This window comes from Porphyromonas catoniae ATCC 51270 (assembly GCF_000565015.1).
GTDB lineage: Bacteria > Bacteroidota > Bacteroidia > Bacteroidales > Porphyromonadaceae > Porphyromonas > Porphyromonas catoniae.
The window spans coordinates 86,783-105,356 of sequence record NZ_JDFF01000004.1 but is presented as its reverse complement, the minus strand read 5'-3'; the positions used below and the strand labels follow the sequence as shown (position 1 = coordinate 105,356).

The window sequence follows — 18,574 nt, the reverse complement described above, 5'->3', positions numbered from 1 at the left end:
TCATTAACAACGAAAAGATATTCCAATCATGGCAAAAGAAATAAAATTCGATACCGAGGCTCGTGAAAGCCTCAAGCGTGGCGTGGATGCCCTTGCCAATGCTGTCAAGGTGACGCTTGGCCCTAAGGGGCGTAACGTCATCCTCTCTAAGAGCTATGGTGCTCCTCATATCACCAAGGACGGTGTCTCCGTCGCTAAGGAGATCGAGCTAGAGGATACCTTCGAGAACATGGGCGCACAGCTGGTTAAGGAGGTTGCCTCCAAAACCAATGATGACGCTGGGGATGGTACGACTACAGCAACGATCCTTGCTCAGAGTATCATCGGTGTTGGACTCAAGAATGTCGCAGCAGGTGCGAACCCAATGGATCTCAAGCGTGGGATAGACAAGGCCGTAGGTAAGGTTGTCTCCGAGATTCGCTCTATGGCACAAGAGATCGGTGATAACTTCGAGAAGATCGAGCATGTAGCCAAGATCTCCGCTAACGGGGATGAGCAGATCGGTCAGCTTATCGCCGAGGCTATGCGCAAGGTGGGTAAGGAAGGTGTAATCACCGTCGAAGAGGCTAAGGGTATCGAGACTACCGTAGAGGTGGTCGAAGGGATGCAGTTTGACCGCGGATATATCTCTCCCTACTTCGTCACCAACTCCGAGAAGATGGAGGCACAGCTGGAGAACCCCTACCTGCTCATCTATGACAAGAAGATCTCCACACTGAAGGAAATCCTTCCTATCCTCGAGCAAACCCTACAGACGGGTCGTCCCCTACTCATCATCGCTGAGGACATCGATAGCGAAGCTCTTGCTACGCTCGTGGTGAACCGTCTGCGTGGAGGCCTCAAGGTCTGTGCTGTGAAGGCTCCTGGTTTCGGAGATCGCCGTAAGGCTATGCTTCAGGACATCGCTACTCTGACCGGTGGTGTCGTCATCAGTGAAGAGACGGGGCTAAAGATCGATGCTGTCACCCTAGATATGCTGGGTAAGGCAGAGAAGATATCCGTAGACAAGGATAATACAACCATCGTAAACGGTGCAGGTGATAAGGAAGCTATCCGTGAGCGTGCTGCACAGATCAAGGCTCAGATTGCCAATACGACCTCTGACTACGATCGTGAGAAGCTTCAGGAGCGTTTGGCTAAGCTCTCTGGTGGTGTAGCTGTACTCTATGTCGGTGCACCAAGCGAAGTAGAGATGAAGGAGAAGAAGGATCGCGTAGATGATGCCCTCAGCGCTACACGTGCTGCCGTAGAGGAAGGTACAGTCCCAGGTGGTGGTACAGCCTACCTCCGTGCTGTACGTGCTCTCGACGGACTCAATGGAGAGAACGATGACGAGACAACAGGTATCGAGATCGTACGCCGTGCCGTAGAAGAGCCCCTCCGACAAATCGTAGCTAATGCGGGGAAGGAAGGTGCTGTCATCGTACAGCGTGTCAAGGAAGGCCAAGCAGACTTTGGCTATAATGCCCGTACGGATAACTTTGAGAACCTCTATACCTCGGGTGTAATTGACCCTGCTAAGGTCACTCGTGTTGCTCTCGAGAATGCTGCTTCTATTGCTGGGATGTTCCTCACAACCGAGTGTGTCATCGCTGATAAGAAGGAAGAGGCTCCTGCTGCAGCCATGAACCCTGGTATGGGAGGCATGGGTGGTATGATGTAGCCACTGAGGTTACCAGCTCGGATAGACGTTGCCCCCGACTAAGGACTAAAACTCCTTAGTCGGGGCTTCTTTTTTTTGTGTGAGGGAAAGGAACGCATGGCTGAATGTGGAGATGCTATTAGGGTCTCCCGTGAGGTGGTATTAGGGTCTCTTTGTCGATGGTACTAGGGGCTCATGGCAGATGCTATTAGGGTCTCCTAGGAGGAGGTATTAGGGTTTTGTGGTAGATGATACTTAGGTACAGGGGGCAACTCTTGATGAAAGGTGCTATCTTTGCTATACAGCTTCGTAAAAGTGAAAACAATGAACTACCAAAGAGCCCTTACTCTTACACTCCTTGCCTTGAGCGGTGTTGTCCTCTCCTTCCTCCCCTCTTGCACCTCTTGCTCGAAGGGTACAGGATCGGCAGACTCTACTGCTCTTGATTCGGCTAACCTTACTCTTGCCTGGGATTCGATCGTTATAGATGATACCTATTATGACAACCCTGAGACGAAGCGAGGCCCTTCTGTCTACGTTAATATCGCTTATCTCTATCCTAAGGGGGATAGTGCGCTGATTCACCTATTCAATCGCTTTACGTTTGGCGATAGCTTTGCTCAGCTTTCTCCTCAGGAGGCTGTTGCACGCTACATCAAAGAGGTAGAGACAGAGTACATCTATTCCCCAGACTCTACGGAGGGCTACAGCCCAGAGGATCTGGATCAGATGAGAAGCCATCTGGAGCTGAGGAATAAAATACACTACGTTGATAGCCTTGTAATCAGTGTCGAAAAATCGCTCTCTACCTACTTCATGGGGGCGGTGCATGGGATGTATGGCTCCTCTATAAGCAATGTGGACAGGAAGACTCGATCCATCATTAGTGAGGGAGACCTCTTTGTTGATGGCTATGCTGCTGACCTCTCTAAGATCTTACAGCGCTATGCTCTCTCCTCCTACGGGCGTAAGACACAACAGGAGCTGGAGGAGAAGGAGGGAATCTACGTATCAGACATTACTCCTAATGATAACTTTACCATCGACGAGAAGGGCTTGACCTACTACTATAATCCCTATGAGATTGCACCCTACGCAGTGGGGCAAGTCATGATCTTCATCCCTCATGAGGCTCTGGTCGGGATCCTTCGTCCCAACTCCCTTCTTTACCACTATCTCCCTGAGACAAACCAGTAGCTCGCTGCATGGATCTTATCACAAAATACTTCCCTCACCTCACTGAGGAGCAGAGGAGCCAGTTTGCCGAGCTTGATCCCCTCTATCGGGACTGGAATGCTAAGATTAACGTAATCTCTCGTAAGGACATCGATGCCCTCTACGAGCATCATGTGCTTCACTCGCTCGGTATCGCTCAGATGATACGCTTCAAGCCCGGGACGAAGATCCTCGACTTCGGCACTGGGGGAGGTTTCCCTGGTGTCCCTTTGGCTATACTCTTCCCTGAGTGTGAGTTTTTGCTAGTGGATAGTATTGGCAAGAAGGTTAAGGTCGCAGGGGCAGTGGCTGAGAGTCTTGGACTGAAGAACGTACGGGTGCTACATGGTCGAGGCGAAGAGATCAAGGAGCAGTTTGACTTCGTTGTTAGCCGTGCAGTGATGCAGCTACAAGAGCTCGTGGGCTTTACGAAGCAACTCGTTCATGGCACACAGCGTAATGGCATGCCCAATGGGTTGATTTGCCTCAAGGGCGGTGAGCTACAAGCTGAGCTACGCCCCTTCAAGCGCATTGTCGAGGTGCAGGAGCTTTACCCTACCTTCGATGAAGAATATTTTAAGACGAAGAAGGTCGTTTACCTGCCCTTCTAAGCCTTGAGGAGCAACGGCCCCACGTATCTTATCCATGAAGAAGCTGAAGAGTACGGAGATGGATCGCCTCACGCCAGAGGAATATCTGCGTCGTGACAAGCTCCCAATTGTCGTCGTGCTAGATGATGTGAGGAGCATGAATAATATTGGTTCGATCTTTCGCACGGCTGATGCTTTTCGTATTGAGGCTTTAGTGCTATGTGGTATCACGGCTACACCTCCCCACACAGATATTCATAAGACTGCCCTTGGGGCAGAGGAGAGTGTCCCCTGGCGATATATCCACTCATCCCTAGAGGCTGTCAAAGAGCTACGTGCTGAGGGCTACCAAGTACTTGCCCTGGAGCAAGTACACGATAGTCTGAAGCTGGATACGTTTATCCCCGAGCCAAACCAAGGCTATGCACTGGTGCTTGGGAACGAAGTACACGGCGTAAAGGAAGAGGTGGTGCAACAGGTGGATCATTGCTTGGAGATTCCACAGTTTGGTACCAAGCACTCCCTGAATGTCAGTGTAGCAGCAGGCATCGCACTCTGGCACATGGCTCGTCCCCTCTTGCATACCCTCTCTTGATGATGGTGCAGTACCCCGAGCTACAGGCAACAGAGGATGGTAGCCTGACGCTCTATACGCCTTGCTTCGGAGAGCATTATCACTCTACTCATGGGGCGGTACAGGAGAGTCGGCATATCTATACAGGGCTTGCCCTCGAGGGACGTTTGGCAACTTGGCATCAAGATAAGGGGAAGGCTCTTCGCCTCTTTGAGGTCGGATTGGGCACAGGGCTCAATGCACTGCTCACCGCACTTATAGCCAACAAGGAGCAAATCCCTATTCACTATACTTCGATAGAGAAATACCCCCTACCTAAGGAAATCTTCCATCACTTATCCTATGAAGATGTTATAGGGAAGGGGAGCGACGAGCTACTACGTCGCCTACATGAAAGCCCCTGGGGAGAAGATGTATGCATTACTCCCTTCTTTACTCTGCATAAAGTATTGGGAGACCTCACTGACTACACCTTTCCCCAAGCTCTTGATGTCGTCTACTACGATGCATTCTCTCCCGAGGCTCAGCCTGAGCTGTGGGAGGAGAGGCTATTCCTTTCGCTCTACGATGCCATGAACTGTCAGGCAACACTAGCCACCTATTGTGCCAAGGGAGTGGTGCGACGGGCTCTACAGCATGCAGGCTTCTCAGTGGAGCGACTACCTGGCCCCCCCGGTAAGCGTGAGGTGCTACGTGCTGTGAAAGTAAGGGGATAAGTAAGGGGGGGGGGTTGATGCTACGCTAGGTCTCTCTTCTAGAGGAAAGGCATTCTTGCAGAAGCTTGTCTAGAGTAAGGTTTCCTGAGCCCTATCCTGCAATGAATGACGCTGGCGATAGGCTGCGAGATAAAGGCGAAGCAGATCATAGGAGTAAACACCCTCAGTAGCGTCCACCACTCCTCGAAGTCCAGCCTCTACATCCATTGTAGCGAAGAGCGGGGAGAGCATCTGCATCGTCCCTTCATCTATTCCTACTTCTTGCTCGGTTACCTTCCTTTGCTCCATCAGCATCGCTATATGCCCCGTGATGGTGGAGGGTTTTAGGCCTCGTTCGGTTGCTATCTCAGCGATGGTCTTACCAGCCTTGAGAAGCTGGAGCGTTTGCTCTTGGGTGCTTACCTTCGCTTCCTTAGGAGCTTTCTCTTTTTTCTTTGCCTTAGGTTCCTCGGGTGTGGGTACGATGTAGGGCGTCTTAACCTGTGCCTTAACTTGCCTAACCCATTGCTCCAATCGCTCCTCTAGTTGGAGGCCCTCTCGGTCGGGATATTGTCCTTGGCTCAGAGCCTGCATGGAAGCCTGGATGCGTAGTAAGAGGCGCACGGAGCTGATTGAGATGGCTTGTAGTGCGTCTAGCTCATCTATGTATTCCTTGACCTTTTTCATACCCCGCACCTTCACTTGTACGTCCATCAGCCCAACGAGTATCTGCTCCCAGCGAGGGAGGAAATACTGTGTGGCACTCTGTATGCGATCGGTGATGCAGGGAAGAGCAACCTCTCCTTGTCCCCAAAGGCTGCGTAGCTGGAGGATGAACTTCTCTGCGACAACACGTAGCTCATCGACCTCTGCTGCCGCCTCTGCCGCCCAGTCACCGAAGGCACTTTTCTTACTCCTCTCACTCTCCATGCGGTAGCTGTAGGCGTGGTGTCGCCAGAGATCAGCAGCACCCGACCATGAGAAAGCATTGAGTGTCTGCCCCTGCCAGTAGGCGAGCTTCTCTGCCGAGAGGATGTGCTCTAGGTCAGCATCGTTTGCCCGAGTCTGCTCGTAGTCCATGAGTGTCTGTGGAATGGAGAGACTATTCCCTCCGAGAGCAGAGAGCAGGACAAGCCCCTCAGGGCGACGTAAGCGAGACAGTGCTACATAGGCTTGCCCTGAGGCAAAGGTAGCCTCAAGGTCAATGGCCGCTCGATCAAAGGTCAATCCCTGACTCTTGTGGATGGTGATTGCCCAAGCGAGCCTAAGAGGAAAGTGGCGGAAGATGCCTTGTATATCGGGCTCTGTCTCACCAGTGTCAGTGTTGAGGGTATAGCGTGCATTCTCCCAGCTGTAGAGTGGCACATCAAGTAGCTCACCATCCTCGAGACGTACGAAGAGCTTCTTCTCTTCCATAGCCTCCACGGTGCCAAGCATACCATTGTAGAAGCGTCTGGGTGTCTGTTGATCGTTCTTGATCATCATCACTCGAGCTCCTACCTTGAGGGTAAGCATAGGCTCAATGGGGTAGAGGTGCTCAGGGAAGTCCCCCGAGATGCGAGCATGATAGTTTTGTGGTGCACCTGGCAGGGCATCTAGGGCACGTTGGTTGATCTCGTCTGCACGTTGGTTGTGTGTTGTTAGGGTGACATAACCATCGTTGTGTATAGGGTCGAAATGTGGGTCTATTCGACTCTCTAGCCAAGCGCGATCAGCGGGTGTGACCCTGTTGTAGCGTAGGTTATTCAGCAAGCCAAGGAAATCACTATCCTCCTGACGATAGACGTGGGTTAGCTCGATGTAGAGTGGCGGATGATCCCGTAGGACGTGGGCGTGGAAGAAGAATGGACTAGCATAGTACTGGCTGAGTACAGCCCATTCCTGAGGCTTCACTACGGGGGGAAGCTGGAGGAGGTCGCCAATAAAAAGCACCTGCACGCCACCGAAAGGTAGAGGATTGCGTCGCACACTCCGCAGAAGCATATCCACCAGATCAAGCGTGTCAGCTCGGAGCATACTTACCTCATCGATGACGAGAAGCTCAATGGCTCTGAGGAGGCGAATCTTGCGCTCCTGTAATCGGATGTGTCGGCGGAAGTCCTTCGGCGTCACGAAGAGCTGACTTTGGGAGGCACTCGGCTGAAGGGATGAGTCTGGTACGTATGCCCCGATGGGTAGTTGCAGGAGCGAATGCAGGGTAACACCTCCGGCATTGAGTGCAGCGATTCCTGTGGGAGCTGCCACGACACAGTTCTTGTACGTACTTGTACGGATGTGGTGCAGGAGCGTAGTCTTCCCTGTCCCTGCCTTCCCCGTGAGGAAGATATTACGGCTCGTATGTGCTATGAACTCCTGTATGAATTGCTGTCGTTGCATCTGTCTACACTCTACTAGAGTGGGTATGGTCTGTATCGCTAAAGTGTCTTAGAGTGGAGGGTTACTCTTTGTCTAGGTTAATCCGCTCAGCCGAGGGTGGAGGAGTCTTGGCTCCCCAGTTCTTATTTGGACGCGACCCCATGGTGAAGACCAGCCGTCCACCTGCTACTAGCTCGCTGTGCCTGATCCAAGGTCGATCAAGGGGCTTGCCATTGAGCTCTGCTCTCTGGATGTATTTGTTCACGGAGGATGCCCCCTCAGCCTCGATGACGAATGTGCGTCCAGAGGCTAGGTGAAGTGTCATCTTGGGGAAGAATGGTGTACCGATATTATAGACAGGGAGCCCAGGTGTGATGGGATAAAGCCCCATCATAGAGAATACCACAAAGGCACTCATCCCTCCGCCATCTTCATCCCCAGGTACGCCCATTAGGTCTGCTCGGAACCATGTGTCGATGAGCTTGCGAATGAGCCTCTGCGTGCGCCAGGGAGCTCCAGCGTAGTTGTATAGATAGGGGATGTGCAGGCTGGGTTCATTGGCCATCGTGAACTGCCCTACATTTCCTGTCTGGTCAGGTAGGTGACTATAGAACTCCCATTTTGACATGCTGAGCGGTGTACGCAGCGTCTCGTCTAGATAATCGATGAAGCGTTCCTTTCCGCCCATGAGGTAGATGAGGTCTGCAGGGTTGTGCAGTACGTCCCAGCGGTAGGTATAGGCATTGTTTTCGTCGTAGTAGTCACGTGCTCCGAGCCCACCTGATAGCTCGTAGTCGAAAGGCTCGATGAAACGCCCTCGGCCATCTTTGGGATGGAAGAAGCCTGTCTCATAATTGAAGAGCTTGCGGTAGTCATACGAACGTCTGAGGTAGCCATCCGCCTCAGCATCGTGTCCCGAGAACTTCGCTAGCTGCGATAGACACCAGTAGTCGTACGCTGCTGCTAGGCTCACCGCTACGCTCTGTCGCTTCTCCCACTTCGTCACTCGTGGGTCTTGCTCGACCTCTCCAGGATGCAGTGCTGGGAAGTAACCATTCTTATCCATATACTCTGAGAGGGGACCCTTCGGGATACGTGTCCAAGGGAGGTAGGACTTCTCAGTTAAGGTCTTCTTCGAGGCTTGGTAAGCGGCGCTGAGGTTGAAGCCTGTTACTCCCTTAGCATAAGCATCGGCGAAGGTTGCAATCGTGTGTGAGCCATTCATGCGATGAGTATCACCTGTTACCTCGGGGAAGGTGGGGAGCCATCCATCGGTAGACTGCTCGGCCATGCGTAGGTAAGATGTCAGCATCTGTTGCTCCTTCAGTGGGTCAAGTAGGATGCGTAAGGGGTGAGTGGCTCGGTAAGTATCCCATAGCCAGTCATCGGTGTAGAATGGTACTCCAGCATCATCATGCACAGTACGATCGAAGGCACTCCAGTAGCGTCCCTCCTCTGAGAGACAGACCATGCGCTCGTAGACCCTGTAGAGTGAGGTGTAGAAGACCGTCCGTTCCTCCTTTGTTCCGCCTTCTATTTCGATCTTGCTTAGAGCCTTCATCCATTCGTTGCGCCCCGCCTTAGCGATGAGTGAGGCTTCAAAGGATTGGATTTCACGCTCTACGTTGCGCCTTGCTTGCTCCACGCTGATGTAGGAGATGCCGTAGCGTAGTCGTACGCCCTGCTCGGAGTAGGCAAGGGCGATTGTCTTCCCCTCTGCCCCCTGATGATTGAGTGACACACGTCCCGTGGTCTCATCTCGCAGGCCGTAGCTCTGTGGTGTGACATCGCTCTCGGCGTATAGGTACACACGGGTAGAATCCTCTAGCTCCTGGTAGCCACGGAGTGTACGTCCAAAGGCCTGTAGCTCCCCCTTGGCTGTCGAGAAGACGAGGTAATGTCCCTTACGGTCATCCTCGAAGGTGAACGTATAAATCGCACTCTGTGCAGAGGGGGCATAGCTTACCTTAACCTCTGGCTCTACGAGGAATACATCGTATGAATAAGGGCGTATAACCTCCTCGTCATAGCTGTAGCGTGTCGTGCTGGGGATGGAATCTGTGACGTCTGTACGTGGACTGAGGGAGAAGGCTGAGACGCCTCTATGGCTCGTCAGGATGAGAGGTAAACCAGAGATCTGCTCCGAGGCATAGTCACTTCGCTGGGGATGTACCCGCATGAGGCTGTTCGGGAGGTGCACGGTGGGGTAGGTTGGAACCAGTAAGTGGCTGATTCCCCCCATCTTCGTGTCTACGTAGTCCACGGCCTCAAGGGATTCTTCAGACGAAGCCAAGGGGCTATGGCAGCTATATGCTAGGGTTGGGATGAGGAGCGATAGGCAAGCCTGTCTCCACCAGTTGGGTAACTTCCTTTGTATCTGCATTTCTTCTTTGGGCTTTAATACACCAGGAGAAGGCAAGACCTTCGCCCAGCCCTCATATCCCAAAGATACACCAAAGCCACTAAATGTCTATGCCTTTATCCGCTTATTCCCGTTGTTCTTTCCCCTTCTCTCCTACAATATGCGTTGTTTCTGCCCCTCTATACTATGAAAGGTCTTTTCTGCTAGCTCATTCCCCGTCTGTTTGAGAAGGGGAAGAAGGCTTAAACGAGTACATCGTGATGGCCAATGATAAGATGGGTGTATCTCGTTGTGGTATAGTTTGTTATGCTTCTTTTGGCGCAAGGGGCTGACGAGTTACCATAACTCGTCACAGAGAGTTATGGTAACTCGCTCGCAAGAGTTATGGTAAGTCGTTGTAGCGAGTTATGGTAACTCGTGAGAGCGACTTGTGGTAACTCGTTGAGGGGAGGTATTTGTTCGTTTTTATGGTGTTGATTTTTAGTTGGTTGTGTTGGTGTTTAGGGAGGGGGATACCTGCTTCGTTGCATGGCGTTTATAGAGGACGGAGAAGTGGCAGGATTGGTAGCTAGAGGTGAGAGGCATCGGGTTGCAGGGAACTTTTGTATCTTTAAGGCACATAATTAAAGGATACTCCCAATACAAACAAACACAATAGATCTATGAAACAAATCACTTTCCTCGGAGCTTGCGCCTTGGCTTGCGCACTACTTCTCCCTCAGTCCTCCGAGGCTTGCTCCGATCTCATCGTGGGTAAGAAGGCTTCGGCAGATGGCTCTGTGATGATTAGCTATTCTGCTGACTCACACACGCTCTATGGCGATCTTGTCCATTACCCAGCCAAGGCGTGGGGTAAGGGGCTTATGCTCGAGGTGCATGAGTGGGACACAGGCAAGCCTCTGGGCTTCATCCCTCAGGCCTCCGTCACCTACAACGTCATCGGGAACATGAACGAACACCAAGTAGCCATCACCGAGAGTACGTGGGGTGGACGCAAGGAGCTCTCTGACCCCAAGGGCATCATGGACTACGGAAGTCTGATTTACATCGCTCTGCAACGCTCGAAGAGTGCTCGTGAAGCAATCCGCACGATGACGGATCTTGTCCGTGACTACGGCTATTATAGCTCGGGGGAATCCTTTACAATCGCTGATAAGAACGAGGTCTGGATTCTCGAAATGATTGGTAAAGGTCCCAAGAAAAAGGGTGCCGTATGGGTCGCTATCCGTATCCCTGATAATGCGATCAGTGCGCATGCCAATCAGGCACGTATCCATAAGATACCCTTCGGTGACAAGGAGAACTGTATGTATGAGAAGGATGTCGTGAAGCTCGCCCGTGAGTACGGCTGGTACACGGGGAAGAGTGATAAGGACTTTGACTTCCAGAAGGCATACAATCCGTATGAGTTCAGTGGGCTAAGAGCCTGCGAAGCTCGTGTGTGGAGCTTCTTCCGCACCTTCGACAAGGGTATGGATAAGTACACGAAGCACATCCAGGGTGATATCAATGAAGAGCCCATGCCTCTCTACATTGTCCCCGATCGTAAGGTCACGCTCGATGACGTACGCCGAGGCATGCGTAATCACTACGAAGGTACACCACTCTCAATGACTAACGACCCCGGTGCAGGTGCTTATAAAGTACCCTATCGCTGGCGTCCAATGACCTTCAAGGTCGATGGCAAGGAGTACGTGAATGAGCGTGCAATTGCTACCCAGCAGACGGGCTTCGTCCTCATCGCACAGATGCGCAACTGGCTACCTGATGAGATTGGGGGTATCCTGTGGTTCGGTGTGGATGATGCCAATACAGCCGTCCTAACGCCTATGTACAGTGCCATCACCTCTGTCCCCGAATGCTACCGCAGAGGGAACGGTGATATGACACACTTCTCTTGGACATCGGCTTTCTGGATTCATAACTGGGTTGCCAACATGGCTTACCACCGCTACGAGCCAATGATGCAGGATATTCGTCCTGTACAGACCGCACTCGAGAGTAGCTATGATGCACTAGTGAAGGCAACAGATGAATATGCCCTCGAGCTGATGAAGAACGACCCTGCGAAGGTGAAGGATTACCTGACAGGTGTCTGCTCGAAGGTGGCCAATGAGACCACTGCTCGCTGGAAACAGCTCGGTGAGTACCTCATCGTGAAGTACATGGATGGGAATGTGAAGAAGGAGAAGGATGGGCAGTTTGAGACCAATGGATACGGCCAGATTGTCATGCCTAACTTCCCAGGTTACAGCCAGGAGTACTACGAGAGCATTGCACGCAGTGGTGAGGCTGAGCACTTGGTTGTCCCCAAGGAAGAGAAGAAGTAGCTGACCCTTTGCTCCTCGACATTATATCGTAGCCACTAGCCCAATCTCCCGAGGTATAACTGCTTCGGGGGATGGGGGCGAGTGGCTTTGCTTCTTTGGATACCTACATCAGATGCACTACGAGACACGTACCCTAGCCTCGGGGCTTCGTATCATTCTCCTGCGTGAGCCTTCATCCGTGGCCTATTTAGGACTTGCCATAGGAGTTGGGGCTCGCCATGAGTCAAGGCTCGGCTATGGGCTAGCGCATAGCATCGAGCACATGCTCTTCAAGGGTACACGTCTGCGCTCCTCGACACACATCATCGAGCGGCTAGAGTCTGTCGGAGCAGAGCTCAATGCCTATACCACAAAGGAAGAAACGATGCTCTATGCCGTCCTGCCGAAACGCTTCGTGCATCGAGCCCTACATGTCCTATTTGATGTGGTGCAGGGTAGTGTGTTCCCTGAGGAAGAGTGGCGTAAGGAGCAGGAGGTAATCATTGATGAGATTCATTCATACGAGGATAGCCCCTCTGAGTTGATCTTCGATGAATTTGAGGATCAAGTCTTCCGTGGTCACCCACTTGGTCATGCCATACTAGGGACTGAGGCTTCTGTGAACCGTATTGAAGCGAAGAGGCAGAGGGCGTTCTTTCATACTCATTATCGTCCTGAGTGCATGGTGCTCTTTGCGCAAGGAGACTTGTGCCTAGAGGAGCTGGCTAGCTTTGCTGAGGCACGTATGACTACATTCGGTCAGCCTGACCTTACCCTTCAGCGTATCGAGCAGGAGAGGTGTTCCCTTGGGTTTGCCCCTCCGATGAGGCGAGTGCGACGTCGGGATACTTCACAGAGTCATGTACTGCTAGGGCGTACGGCTTACTCGCTCTTCGATAAGCGTCGTTTAGGGTTAAGCCTACTGGCCAATATCCTTGGTGGTAGTGGGATGAACGCCCGTCTGAACATGGAGCTAAGGGAGAGACGAGGCTTGGTTTATCATGTCGAGTGTAACTACACTCCCTACTCTGATACAGGACTCTTTGCCGTGTACTTTGGCTCTTCGCATGAGTCAGAGCGTGAGGCGACCGAACTTGTCCTTATGGAGCTGGAGCGCATGAGACGTACACCCCTTACCGACCAAGAGCTAAAGGCTGCACTCACGCAACTACGTGGGCAGCTCATCATCGCCTCGGATAATCGTGAGCAGACCTTCCTTACGATGGGAAAGACCTTCCTACACCACAACGTCTGTGACACCCCCGAGGAGCTGGAGAAACGACTAACAGAGCTCACGCCAGAGATGCTACATGAGGTGGCGTATGAGCTATTCGATACGGAGACCTTCCACCAACTAATCTATCGCTAAGAGATTTCCCCTAGGTTGGGCTGACAAATTGCTGTAATTCTCGGCGGATAGTGGCTATAAAAAGCACTGAAGGGTCTGCATTCACCTTGATTGGTTGGTATTATAAGGGAAACAAAGCTCTTTGGTTAGTCCTAATGCCTTGAAGCCCTTTATTTTGAGGGGATAATACGTAAGAAAAAGATGTACCTTTGCCCTTAGATGTGACAAATACATATACATACAATAACGTTAAGACGAACAACAGACTATGGCAACATCAGACAAAGGCTTTCGTACCGAAAGTGATTTGATCGGAGAACGCAAGATCAGTAACGAGTATCTCTACGGTGTACAGACGCTACGAGGAGAAGAGAACTTCCGTATCAGTGGTTTCCATCTGTCAGACTATCCACTCTTCATTCATGGGCTTGCGTGGACGAAGGAGGCAGCTGCCATCGCTAACCACCGCTTGGGGTTGCTCACCGATGCTCAGAAGGATGCCATCGTACAGGCCTGTCATGAGCTACTCGAGGGTAAGCACCACGAGCATTTCCCTGTCGATATGATCCAGGGAGGAGCTGGTACGACGACGAACATGAATGCCAACGAGGTCATCTGCAACCGTGCTCTACAGATCATGGGGCATGAGTTTGGAGAGTTCCAGTACCTATCACCTAACGACCATGTCAATGGCTCACAGTCCACAAATGATGCTTATCCTACAGCTATTCACCTTGGTCTGTATGCCTCACACCTGAAGCTCCGCCCACATCTTCTACAGCTGATTAAGGCGCTCCGTGACAAGGCTGCACAGTTCGCTCATGTGGTGAAGATGGGACGTACGTAGCTGCAGGATGCCGTACCCATGACGCTGGGTCAGACATTCGGTGGCTTTGCTTCTATACTAGAGCATGAGGTCGAGTGCTTGGACTTCGCCGCCGAGCAGTTCCTCTCTATTAACATGGGAGCCACGGCAATCGGTACAGGGATCTGTTCGGAGCCTGAGTACGCAGACTACTGTACGGAGGCTATGGCAAAGATTACAGGCTGGAAGATCACACGTACCGCAGATTTCGTCGGTGCAACGAGTGACACGAGCGAGATGATTGGTTACAGCTCTGCCCTGAAGCGCATAGCAGTCAAGGTAAATAAGATCTGTAATGACCTACGCCTTCTCTCTAGTGGCCCTCGCTGTGGACTTGGGGAAATTAACCTCCCAGCCATGCAGCCCGGTTCATCCATCATGCCAGGTAAGGTTAACCCCGTTATCCCCGAGGTGATGAGCCAGGTATGCTATAAGGTCATCGGGAATGATCTCTGTGTGACGATGGCTGGTGACGCCTCACAGATGGAGCTCAATGCTATGGAGCCCGTCATGGCACAGTGCTGCTTCGAGTCGATAGACCTCTTAATCAATGGCTTCGATACCCTCCGCACGCTCTGTATTGAGGGCATTACAGCTAACGAAGAGAAGTGCCGTAGCTATGTGCGCGAAAGCATCGGTATCGTCACGGCGCTGAACCCCATCATCGGCTACAAGAACTCTACAAAGATCGCTAAGGAAGCCCTCGAGACAGGTCGTGGCGTATATGACCTCATCATCGAGCATGGCATCCTATCTAAGGAAGACCTCGACACCGTGCTTGCTCCCGAGAACATGACACACCCTGTGCGTCTCGGCATTAAGCCTCTCAAGTAGCTTACCTATACGCACCTTGTCTATAAATAAGTGAGGCGACTGAATGCTATGCATGATGAGTCGCCTCACTTTCTTTTTGTCCTCAGGGAGGTTGCTTTACATGCGGGTAAAGTAGCTTTGTATACGTGTAAGGGGACTTTTCTGCTCACCAATCAAGCTACCGTTCCCTTGTATGTGCTTACTACTCAACATACATCCCCTTCTTTTCCCCTATGTACCATCCTTAGATAGCTTCTACTAGCTTTGTGAAACAGAGGCTTGCAAGCACTTCCTCAGTGACTCCTGCAAGTTTCTCTTCTGTACCCCCTTGTATGCACTCCTTCAGCAGCCCTATCGCCTCGAGGGCTGTCGTAATGTGACTATCGACGGCAAGGCATATTAGCCTTGGGTCGTGCAGTACAAAGAAAAAGAGCCACAGCTAGCATAAGCTAACTGTGGCTCTTCATTTTAGTCATGTTTAAAGATACTTCGCAATTTCTTGTGGGGAGGGATCCACGGCGCATATCACACCTCGTTCGTTAATGAGGTAAGTGTGAAAGTGCTCCGATAGCCCCATGGTACGCATACATTCTTTGCGCTCCTCAGTGTCGAGACACTGTTGGGTTTGCTCCGCCACTTGGTCTAAGGCTAGCGTACGCACATACACGTCACGATCGGGGTCGAGGGCGATACCTCGGTAAACAATTCCTTCGTGTGGTGTAGCTTCGAAGTACTGCGACCATTGGATGTTCTCCGCTCTGCTCTCTGCATCATATGCAGCCCAGAAGTGAATGAGAGTCATCTTAGGTGTTTTGTCCTCGGAGAGCAGCGTGTGCTTGCCCACGTCCAGAGACTTCATTTTCGGTAACACATCTCCCACATTGAGGCCAGAAGAGGCTGTCTTGTGAGGAGCGCTTGCAGAGGTGGCTAGGATAAGCATGCCACAAGCACAGGCACCGAAAAGAATTCCTTTCAACGTCATATATTTTTTGTTACATCCAACATACCCATACCATCCGCTCACCATCGCCCTCATGGGATCAGGGATTGGTCGCTATGGGTTCCCGGCTTTCGGGTCTGTAGGTCTCTGCACCGCGGTCGCTTACCTTGGATCACAGAGGCGCACAAAGGTAAGGAAAAACATCGATAGCACTCTCCCATGCCTCCCTTTTTGAGTGGTCGTAGTGCTCCCAAATTGGTGTAAACAAGGGCTATTTCCCTCCTTTGTAAATGCCTTGGAGACAGGGGGCGAGAAGGGGTGGCGAAGAGTTATGGTAAGTCGCTCAAACGAGTTACCATAACTCTTTGTGACGACTTATGGTAACTCATCACTACTCCTTTTTCTATCCTTTGTATCTGGTTTAATACGAGCTTGATATGAGTCCTGTCTGAAAGGGTGGAGGAGTGTGTATTGCACTTCGGTACTCAATGGATGATACATGCGAGTGTATATCGCTCGCAAATCACGATTAGATGGCGGTCATGATGGCCCATCTATGGTGTTTGATAGAGAGGTGGTTATGGTCGGTGAAGAGGGTGGTGAATGCAGGGGCTTAGGAGGGCTTCTTAGCTAGCACGATATGTTGTATCTTTGCAAAAGAATAATTATCAATCATAAAAAATATGAGTGTAGCACATAAGGTCGCCCTGATCACAGGCGTCACAGGACAGGATGGTTCGTATCTAGCTGAGTTCCTCCTTGACAAGGGATATGAGGTCCATGGGATTATCCGCCGTTCCTCATCCTTCAATACAGCTCGTATTGAGCATCTATACTTTGATGAATGGGTGCGTGATATGAAGCGGAATCGGTCGATAAACCTTCACTATGGGGATATGACGGACTCCAGCTCACTGATTCGCATTATCCAAACGACCCAGCCTGATGAGATTTACAACCTAGCTGCACAGAGCCATGTGAAGGTCTCCTTCGATGTGCCTGAGTACACTGCTGAGGCTGATGCTACGGGGACACTTAGACTCCTCGAGGCTGTACGTATCCTAGGGCTAGAGCGTAAGACGAAGATCTACCAAGCCTCTACCTCTGAGCTCTACGGACTGGTGCAGGAGATTCCCCAGCGTGAGACGACTCCCTTCTACCCCCGTTCACCCTATGGAGTAGCGAAGCTCTATGGCTATTGGATCACGAAGAACTACCGTGAGAGCTACGGGATGTTCGCTGTCAATGGTATCCTATTCAATCACGAGAGTGAGCGTCGAGGAGAGACCTTTGTTACGAGGAAAATCACCCTTGCTGCAGCCCGTATTGCCGCAGGACAACAGGATAAGCTCTATCTGGGTAACCTCGATGCTCTGCGTGACTGGGGCTACGCACGTGACTACGTAGAGTGTATGTGGTTGATGCTTCAGCATGACCAGCCCGAGGACTTTGTGATTGCCACGGGTGAGCAGCACTCCGTCCGCGAATTTACCGAGCGTGCCTTCGCTCATGTGGGTATTGAGCTTCGCTGGCAGGGCAAGGGCGTACAGGAGCAAGGGATTGACAAGGCTACGGGGCGCGTGCTGGTAGAGGTTGATCCTAAGTACTTCCGCCCCGCAGAGGTAGAGACCCTGCTTGGTGACCCAACGAAGGCTAAGACCTTGCTAGGCTGGAATCCTCAGAAGACGAGCTTCGAGGAGCTGGTGCGCATCATGGTCGAGCACGATGTGCAGTATGTAGCCACACATAGAGAGGGACGACTCTAATGGCTAAGATCACAGCAGAGAAGAAGATCTATGTCGCAGGGCATAGGGGGCTCGTGGGGTCGGCAATCTGGGCTAACCTCCAGAAGAGAGGCTTTACGAACCTCGTGGGGCGTAGCCATAGCGAACTTGACCTGACCGATGGTGTTGCCGTACGTCAGTTCTTCGATGAGGAGCGTCCTGAGGCCGTTATCCTAGCTGCAGCTCATGTGGGAGGTATACTTGCCAACAACACCTATCGAGCAGACTTCATCTACGACAACCTGCAGATCCAGCAGAATGTCATCGGTGAAGCCTTCAGACACGATGTGCGTGACCTACTGTTCCTCGGTAGTACATGCATCTATCCACGCAATGCCCGTCAGCCGATCCGTGAGGAAGAGCTACTCACCGCACCGCTGGAGTATACCAACGAGCCTTATGCCATAGCGAAAATTGCAGGACTCAAGCTCTGTGAGAGCCTCAACCTGCAGTACGGCACGAACTACCTAGCTGTGATGCCTACCAACCTCTATGGCTACAACGATAACTTCCACCTAGAGAATAGCCATGTCCTGCCAGCAATGATCCGCAAGATCTATCTAGCAGGACGCCTTGGTGAACAAGATCTAGAGGCTGTCACTCGAGACCTCACGAAGCGTCCTATCACGGGCTATCGTGAGGGGATGAGCGAAGGTGAGCTAGTGGAGCTCCTCGCTCCCTTTGGAATTTATCCTGGGCGAGTAAAGCTGTGGGGCTCAGGAAGCCCCTTCCGAGAGTTCCTCTGGAGTGAGGATATGGCGGATGCTTCAGTGCATATCCTCTTGAATGTGGACTTCCGTGATCTTTGTCCCGAGGGCAAGGAGATACGCAACTGCCATGTGAATATCGGTACGGGCAAGGAGATAAGCATCCGTGCTCTGGCTGAGCTCATAGCGAAGGTGACCGATTATCAAGGAGTGATCGAGTGGGATAGCACTAAGCCTGATGGCACGATGCGCAAGCTCACTTCTGTAGAGAAGCTCCACAGCCTCGGCTGGCACCATACGGTAGAGATCGAGGACGGAGTCCAGCGTCTCTTCGCCTGGTACCTACAGCACTAAGGGTGCCAACAGACTTAAGAC

General features: G+C 51.8%; 12 protein-coding genes and 1 pseudogene. 10 read left to right on the top strand and 3 right to left on the bottom strand.

Going from position 1 to position 18,574, the window contains the following annotated elements; all coding sequences use genetic code 11:
• Positions 1-28 precede the first annotated feature (28 nt).
• The 5 genes from groL (at position 29) to mnmD (ending at position 4,737) form a co-directional block, all read left to right on the top strand.
• Positions 29-1,663 carry a chaperonin GroEL gene (gene groL, locus HMPREF0636_RS00890; RefSeq protein WP_005469658.1) on the top strand — a complete coding sequence of 545 codons (1,635 nt, stop codon included), beginning with the start codon at positions 29-31 and terminating at the stop codon, positions 1,661-1,663.
• A gap of 303 nt (positions 1,664-1,966) precedes the next feature.
• Complete coding sequence (locus HMPREF0636_RS00885; protein ID WP_044167800.1) at positions 1,967-2,839, top strand: RsiV family protein; 873 nt, start codon at positions 1,967-1,969, stop codon at positions 2,837-2,839.
• A gap of 8 nt (positions 2,840-2,847) precedes the next feature.
• Entirely contained in the window at positions 2,848-3,468 is a 621-nt protein-coding gene (rsmG, locus tag HMPREF0636_RS00880) for a 16S rRNA (guanine(527)-N(7))-methyltransferase RsmG (protein WP_044167798.1), read from the top strand.
• 34 nt (positions 3,469-3,502) lie between these two features.
• The gene (locus tag HMPREF0636_RS00875; protein ID WP_044167796.1) at positions 3,503-4,042 is read left to right on the top strand and encodes an RNA methyltransferase; all 540 of its coding nucleotides are present in this window, start codon (positions 3,503-3,505) and stop codon (positions 4,040-4,042) included.
• Entirely contained in the window at positions 4,042-4,737 is a 696-nt protein-coding gene (gene mnmD / locus HMPREF0636_RS00870; RefSeq protein ID WP_044167794.1) for a tRNA (5-methylaminomethyl-2-thiouridine)(34)-methyltransferase MnmC2, read from the top strand. Before HMPREF0636_RS00875 ends, mnmD begins: the two co-directional genes overlap by 1 nt.
• A gap of 69 nt (positions 4,738-4,806) precedes the next feature.
• Here the strand turns inward: mnmD and HMPREF0636_RS00865 are convergent, their stop codons facing one another.
• Positions 4,807-7,092: a helix-turn-helix domain-containing protein gene (locus tag HMPREF0636_RS00865; RefSeq protein ID WP_044167793.1), complete on the bottom strand. Its 2,286-nt coding sequence runs from the start codon at positions 7,090-7,092 to the stop codon at positions 4,807-4,809.
• 61 nt (positions 7,093-7,153) lie between these two features.
• Positions 7,154-9,454, bottom strand: coding sequence for a GH92 family glycosyl hydrolase (locus tag HMPREF0636_RS00860; protein WP_052328673.1), 2,301 nt, complete (start codon positions 9,452-9,454; stop codon positions 7,154-7,156).
• 641 nt (positions 9,455-10,095) lie between these two features.
• Between HMPREF0636_RS00860 and HMPREF0636_RS00855 the strand changes: the two genes are divergently transcribed.
• The 3 genes and pseudogenes from HMPREF0636_RS00855 to HMPREF0636_RS00845 all read left to right on the top strand — a co-directional run bounded on the left by HMPREF0636_RS00855 (position 10,096) and on the right by HMPREF0636_RS00845 (position 14,789).
• Complete coding sequence (locus HMPREF0636_RS00855) at positions 10,096-11,763, top strand: dipeptidase (protein WP_044167790.1); 1,668 nt, start codon at positions 10,096-10,098, stop codon at positions 11,761-11,763.
• A 112-nt stretch (positions 11,764-11,875) separates the two neighbouring features.
• Complete coding sequence (locus HMPREF0636_RS00850; RefSeq protein ID WP_044167788.1) at positions 11,876-13,111, top strand: M16 family metallopeptidase; 1,236 nt, start codon at positions 11,876-11,878, stop codon at positions 13,109-13,111.
• A 247-nt stretch (positions 13,112-13,358) separates the two neighbouring features.
• A pseudogene (locus tag HMPREF0636_RS00845) lies at positions 13,359-14,789 on the top strand (aspartate ammonia-lyase).
• Between the two features lie 457 nt (positions 14,790-15,246).
• Here HMPREF0636_RS00845 and HMPREF0636_RS08150 read toward each other — a convergent pair.
• Positions 15,247-15,744: a hypothetical protein gene (locus HMPREF0636_RS08150; protein ID WP_155807253.1), complete on the bottom strand. Its 498-nt coding sequence runs from the start codon at positions 15,742-15,744 to the stop codon at positions 15,247-15,249.
• Between the two features lie 647 nt (positions 15,745-16,391).
• Between HMPREF0636_RS08150 and gmd the strand changes: the two genes are divergently transcribed.
• Complete coding sequence (gene gmd, locus HMPREF0636_RS00835; RefSeq protein WP_005469633.1) at positions 16,392-17,474, top strand: GDP-mannose 4,6-dehydratase; 1,083 nt, start codon at positions 16,392-16,394, stop codon at positions 17,472-17,474.
• Positions 17,474-18,553, top strand: coding sequence for a GDP-L-fucose synthase family protein (locus HMPREF0636_RS00830; RefSeq protein ID WP_044167787.1), 1,080 nt, complete (start codon positions 17,474-17,476; stop codon positions 18,551-18,553). Before gmd ends, HMPREF0636_RS00830 begins: the two co-directional genes overlap by 1 nt.
• Positions 18,554-18,574: the final 21 nt, after the last annotated feature.

What these genes read in the sequence shown, in the direction of transcription:
- groL (WP_005469658.1), top strand. Translation starts at nt 29, where the DNA reads ATGGCAAAAGAAATAAAATTCGATACCGAGGCTCGTGAAAGCCTCAAG.
- HMPREF0636_RS00885 (WP_044167800.1), top strand. Translation starts at nt 1,967, where the DNA reads ATGAACTACCAAAGAGCCCTTACTCTTACACTCCTTGCCTTGAGCGGT.
- rsmG (WP_044167798.1), top strand. Translation starts at nt 2,848, where the DNA reads ATGGATCTTATCACAAAATACTTCCCTCACCTCACTGAGGAGCAGAGG.
- HMPREF0636_RS00875 (WP_044167796.1), top strand. Translation starts at nt 3,503, where the DNA reads ATGAAGAAGCTGAAGAGTACGGAGATGGATCGCCTCACGCCAGAGGAA.
- mnmD (WP_044167794.1), top strand. Translation starts at nt 4,042, where the DNA reads ATGATGGTGCAGTACCCCGAGCTACAGGCAACAGAGGATGGTAGCCTG.
- HMPREF0636_RS00865 (WP_044167793.1), bottom strand. Translation starts at nt 7,092, where the DNA reads ATGCAACGACAGCAATTCATACAGGAGTTCATAGCACATACGAGCCGT.
- HMPREF0636_RS00860 (WP_052328673.1), bottom strand. Translation starts at nt 9,454, where the DNA reads ATGCAGATACAAAGGAAGTTACCCAACTGGTGGAGACAGGCTTGCCTA.
- HMPREF0636_RS00855 (WP_044167790.1), top strand. Translation starts at nt 10,096, where the DNA reads ATGAAACAAATCACTTTCCTCGGAGCTTGCGCCTTGGCTTGCGCACTA.
- HMPREF0636_RS00850 (WP_044167788.1), top strand. Translation starts at nt 11,876, where the DNA reads ATGCACTACGAGACACGTACCCTAGCCTCGGGGCTTCGTATCATTCTC.
- gmd (WP_005469633.1), top strand. Translation starts at nt 16,392, where the DNA reads ATGAGTGTAGCACATAAGGTCGCCCTGATCACAGGCGTCACAGGACAG.
- HMPREF0636_RS00830 (WP_044167787.1), top strand. Translation starts at nt 17,474, where the DNA reads ATGGCTAAGATCACAGCAGAGAAGAAGATCTATGTCGCAGGGCATAGG.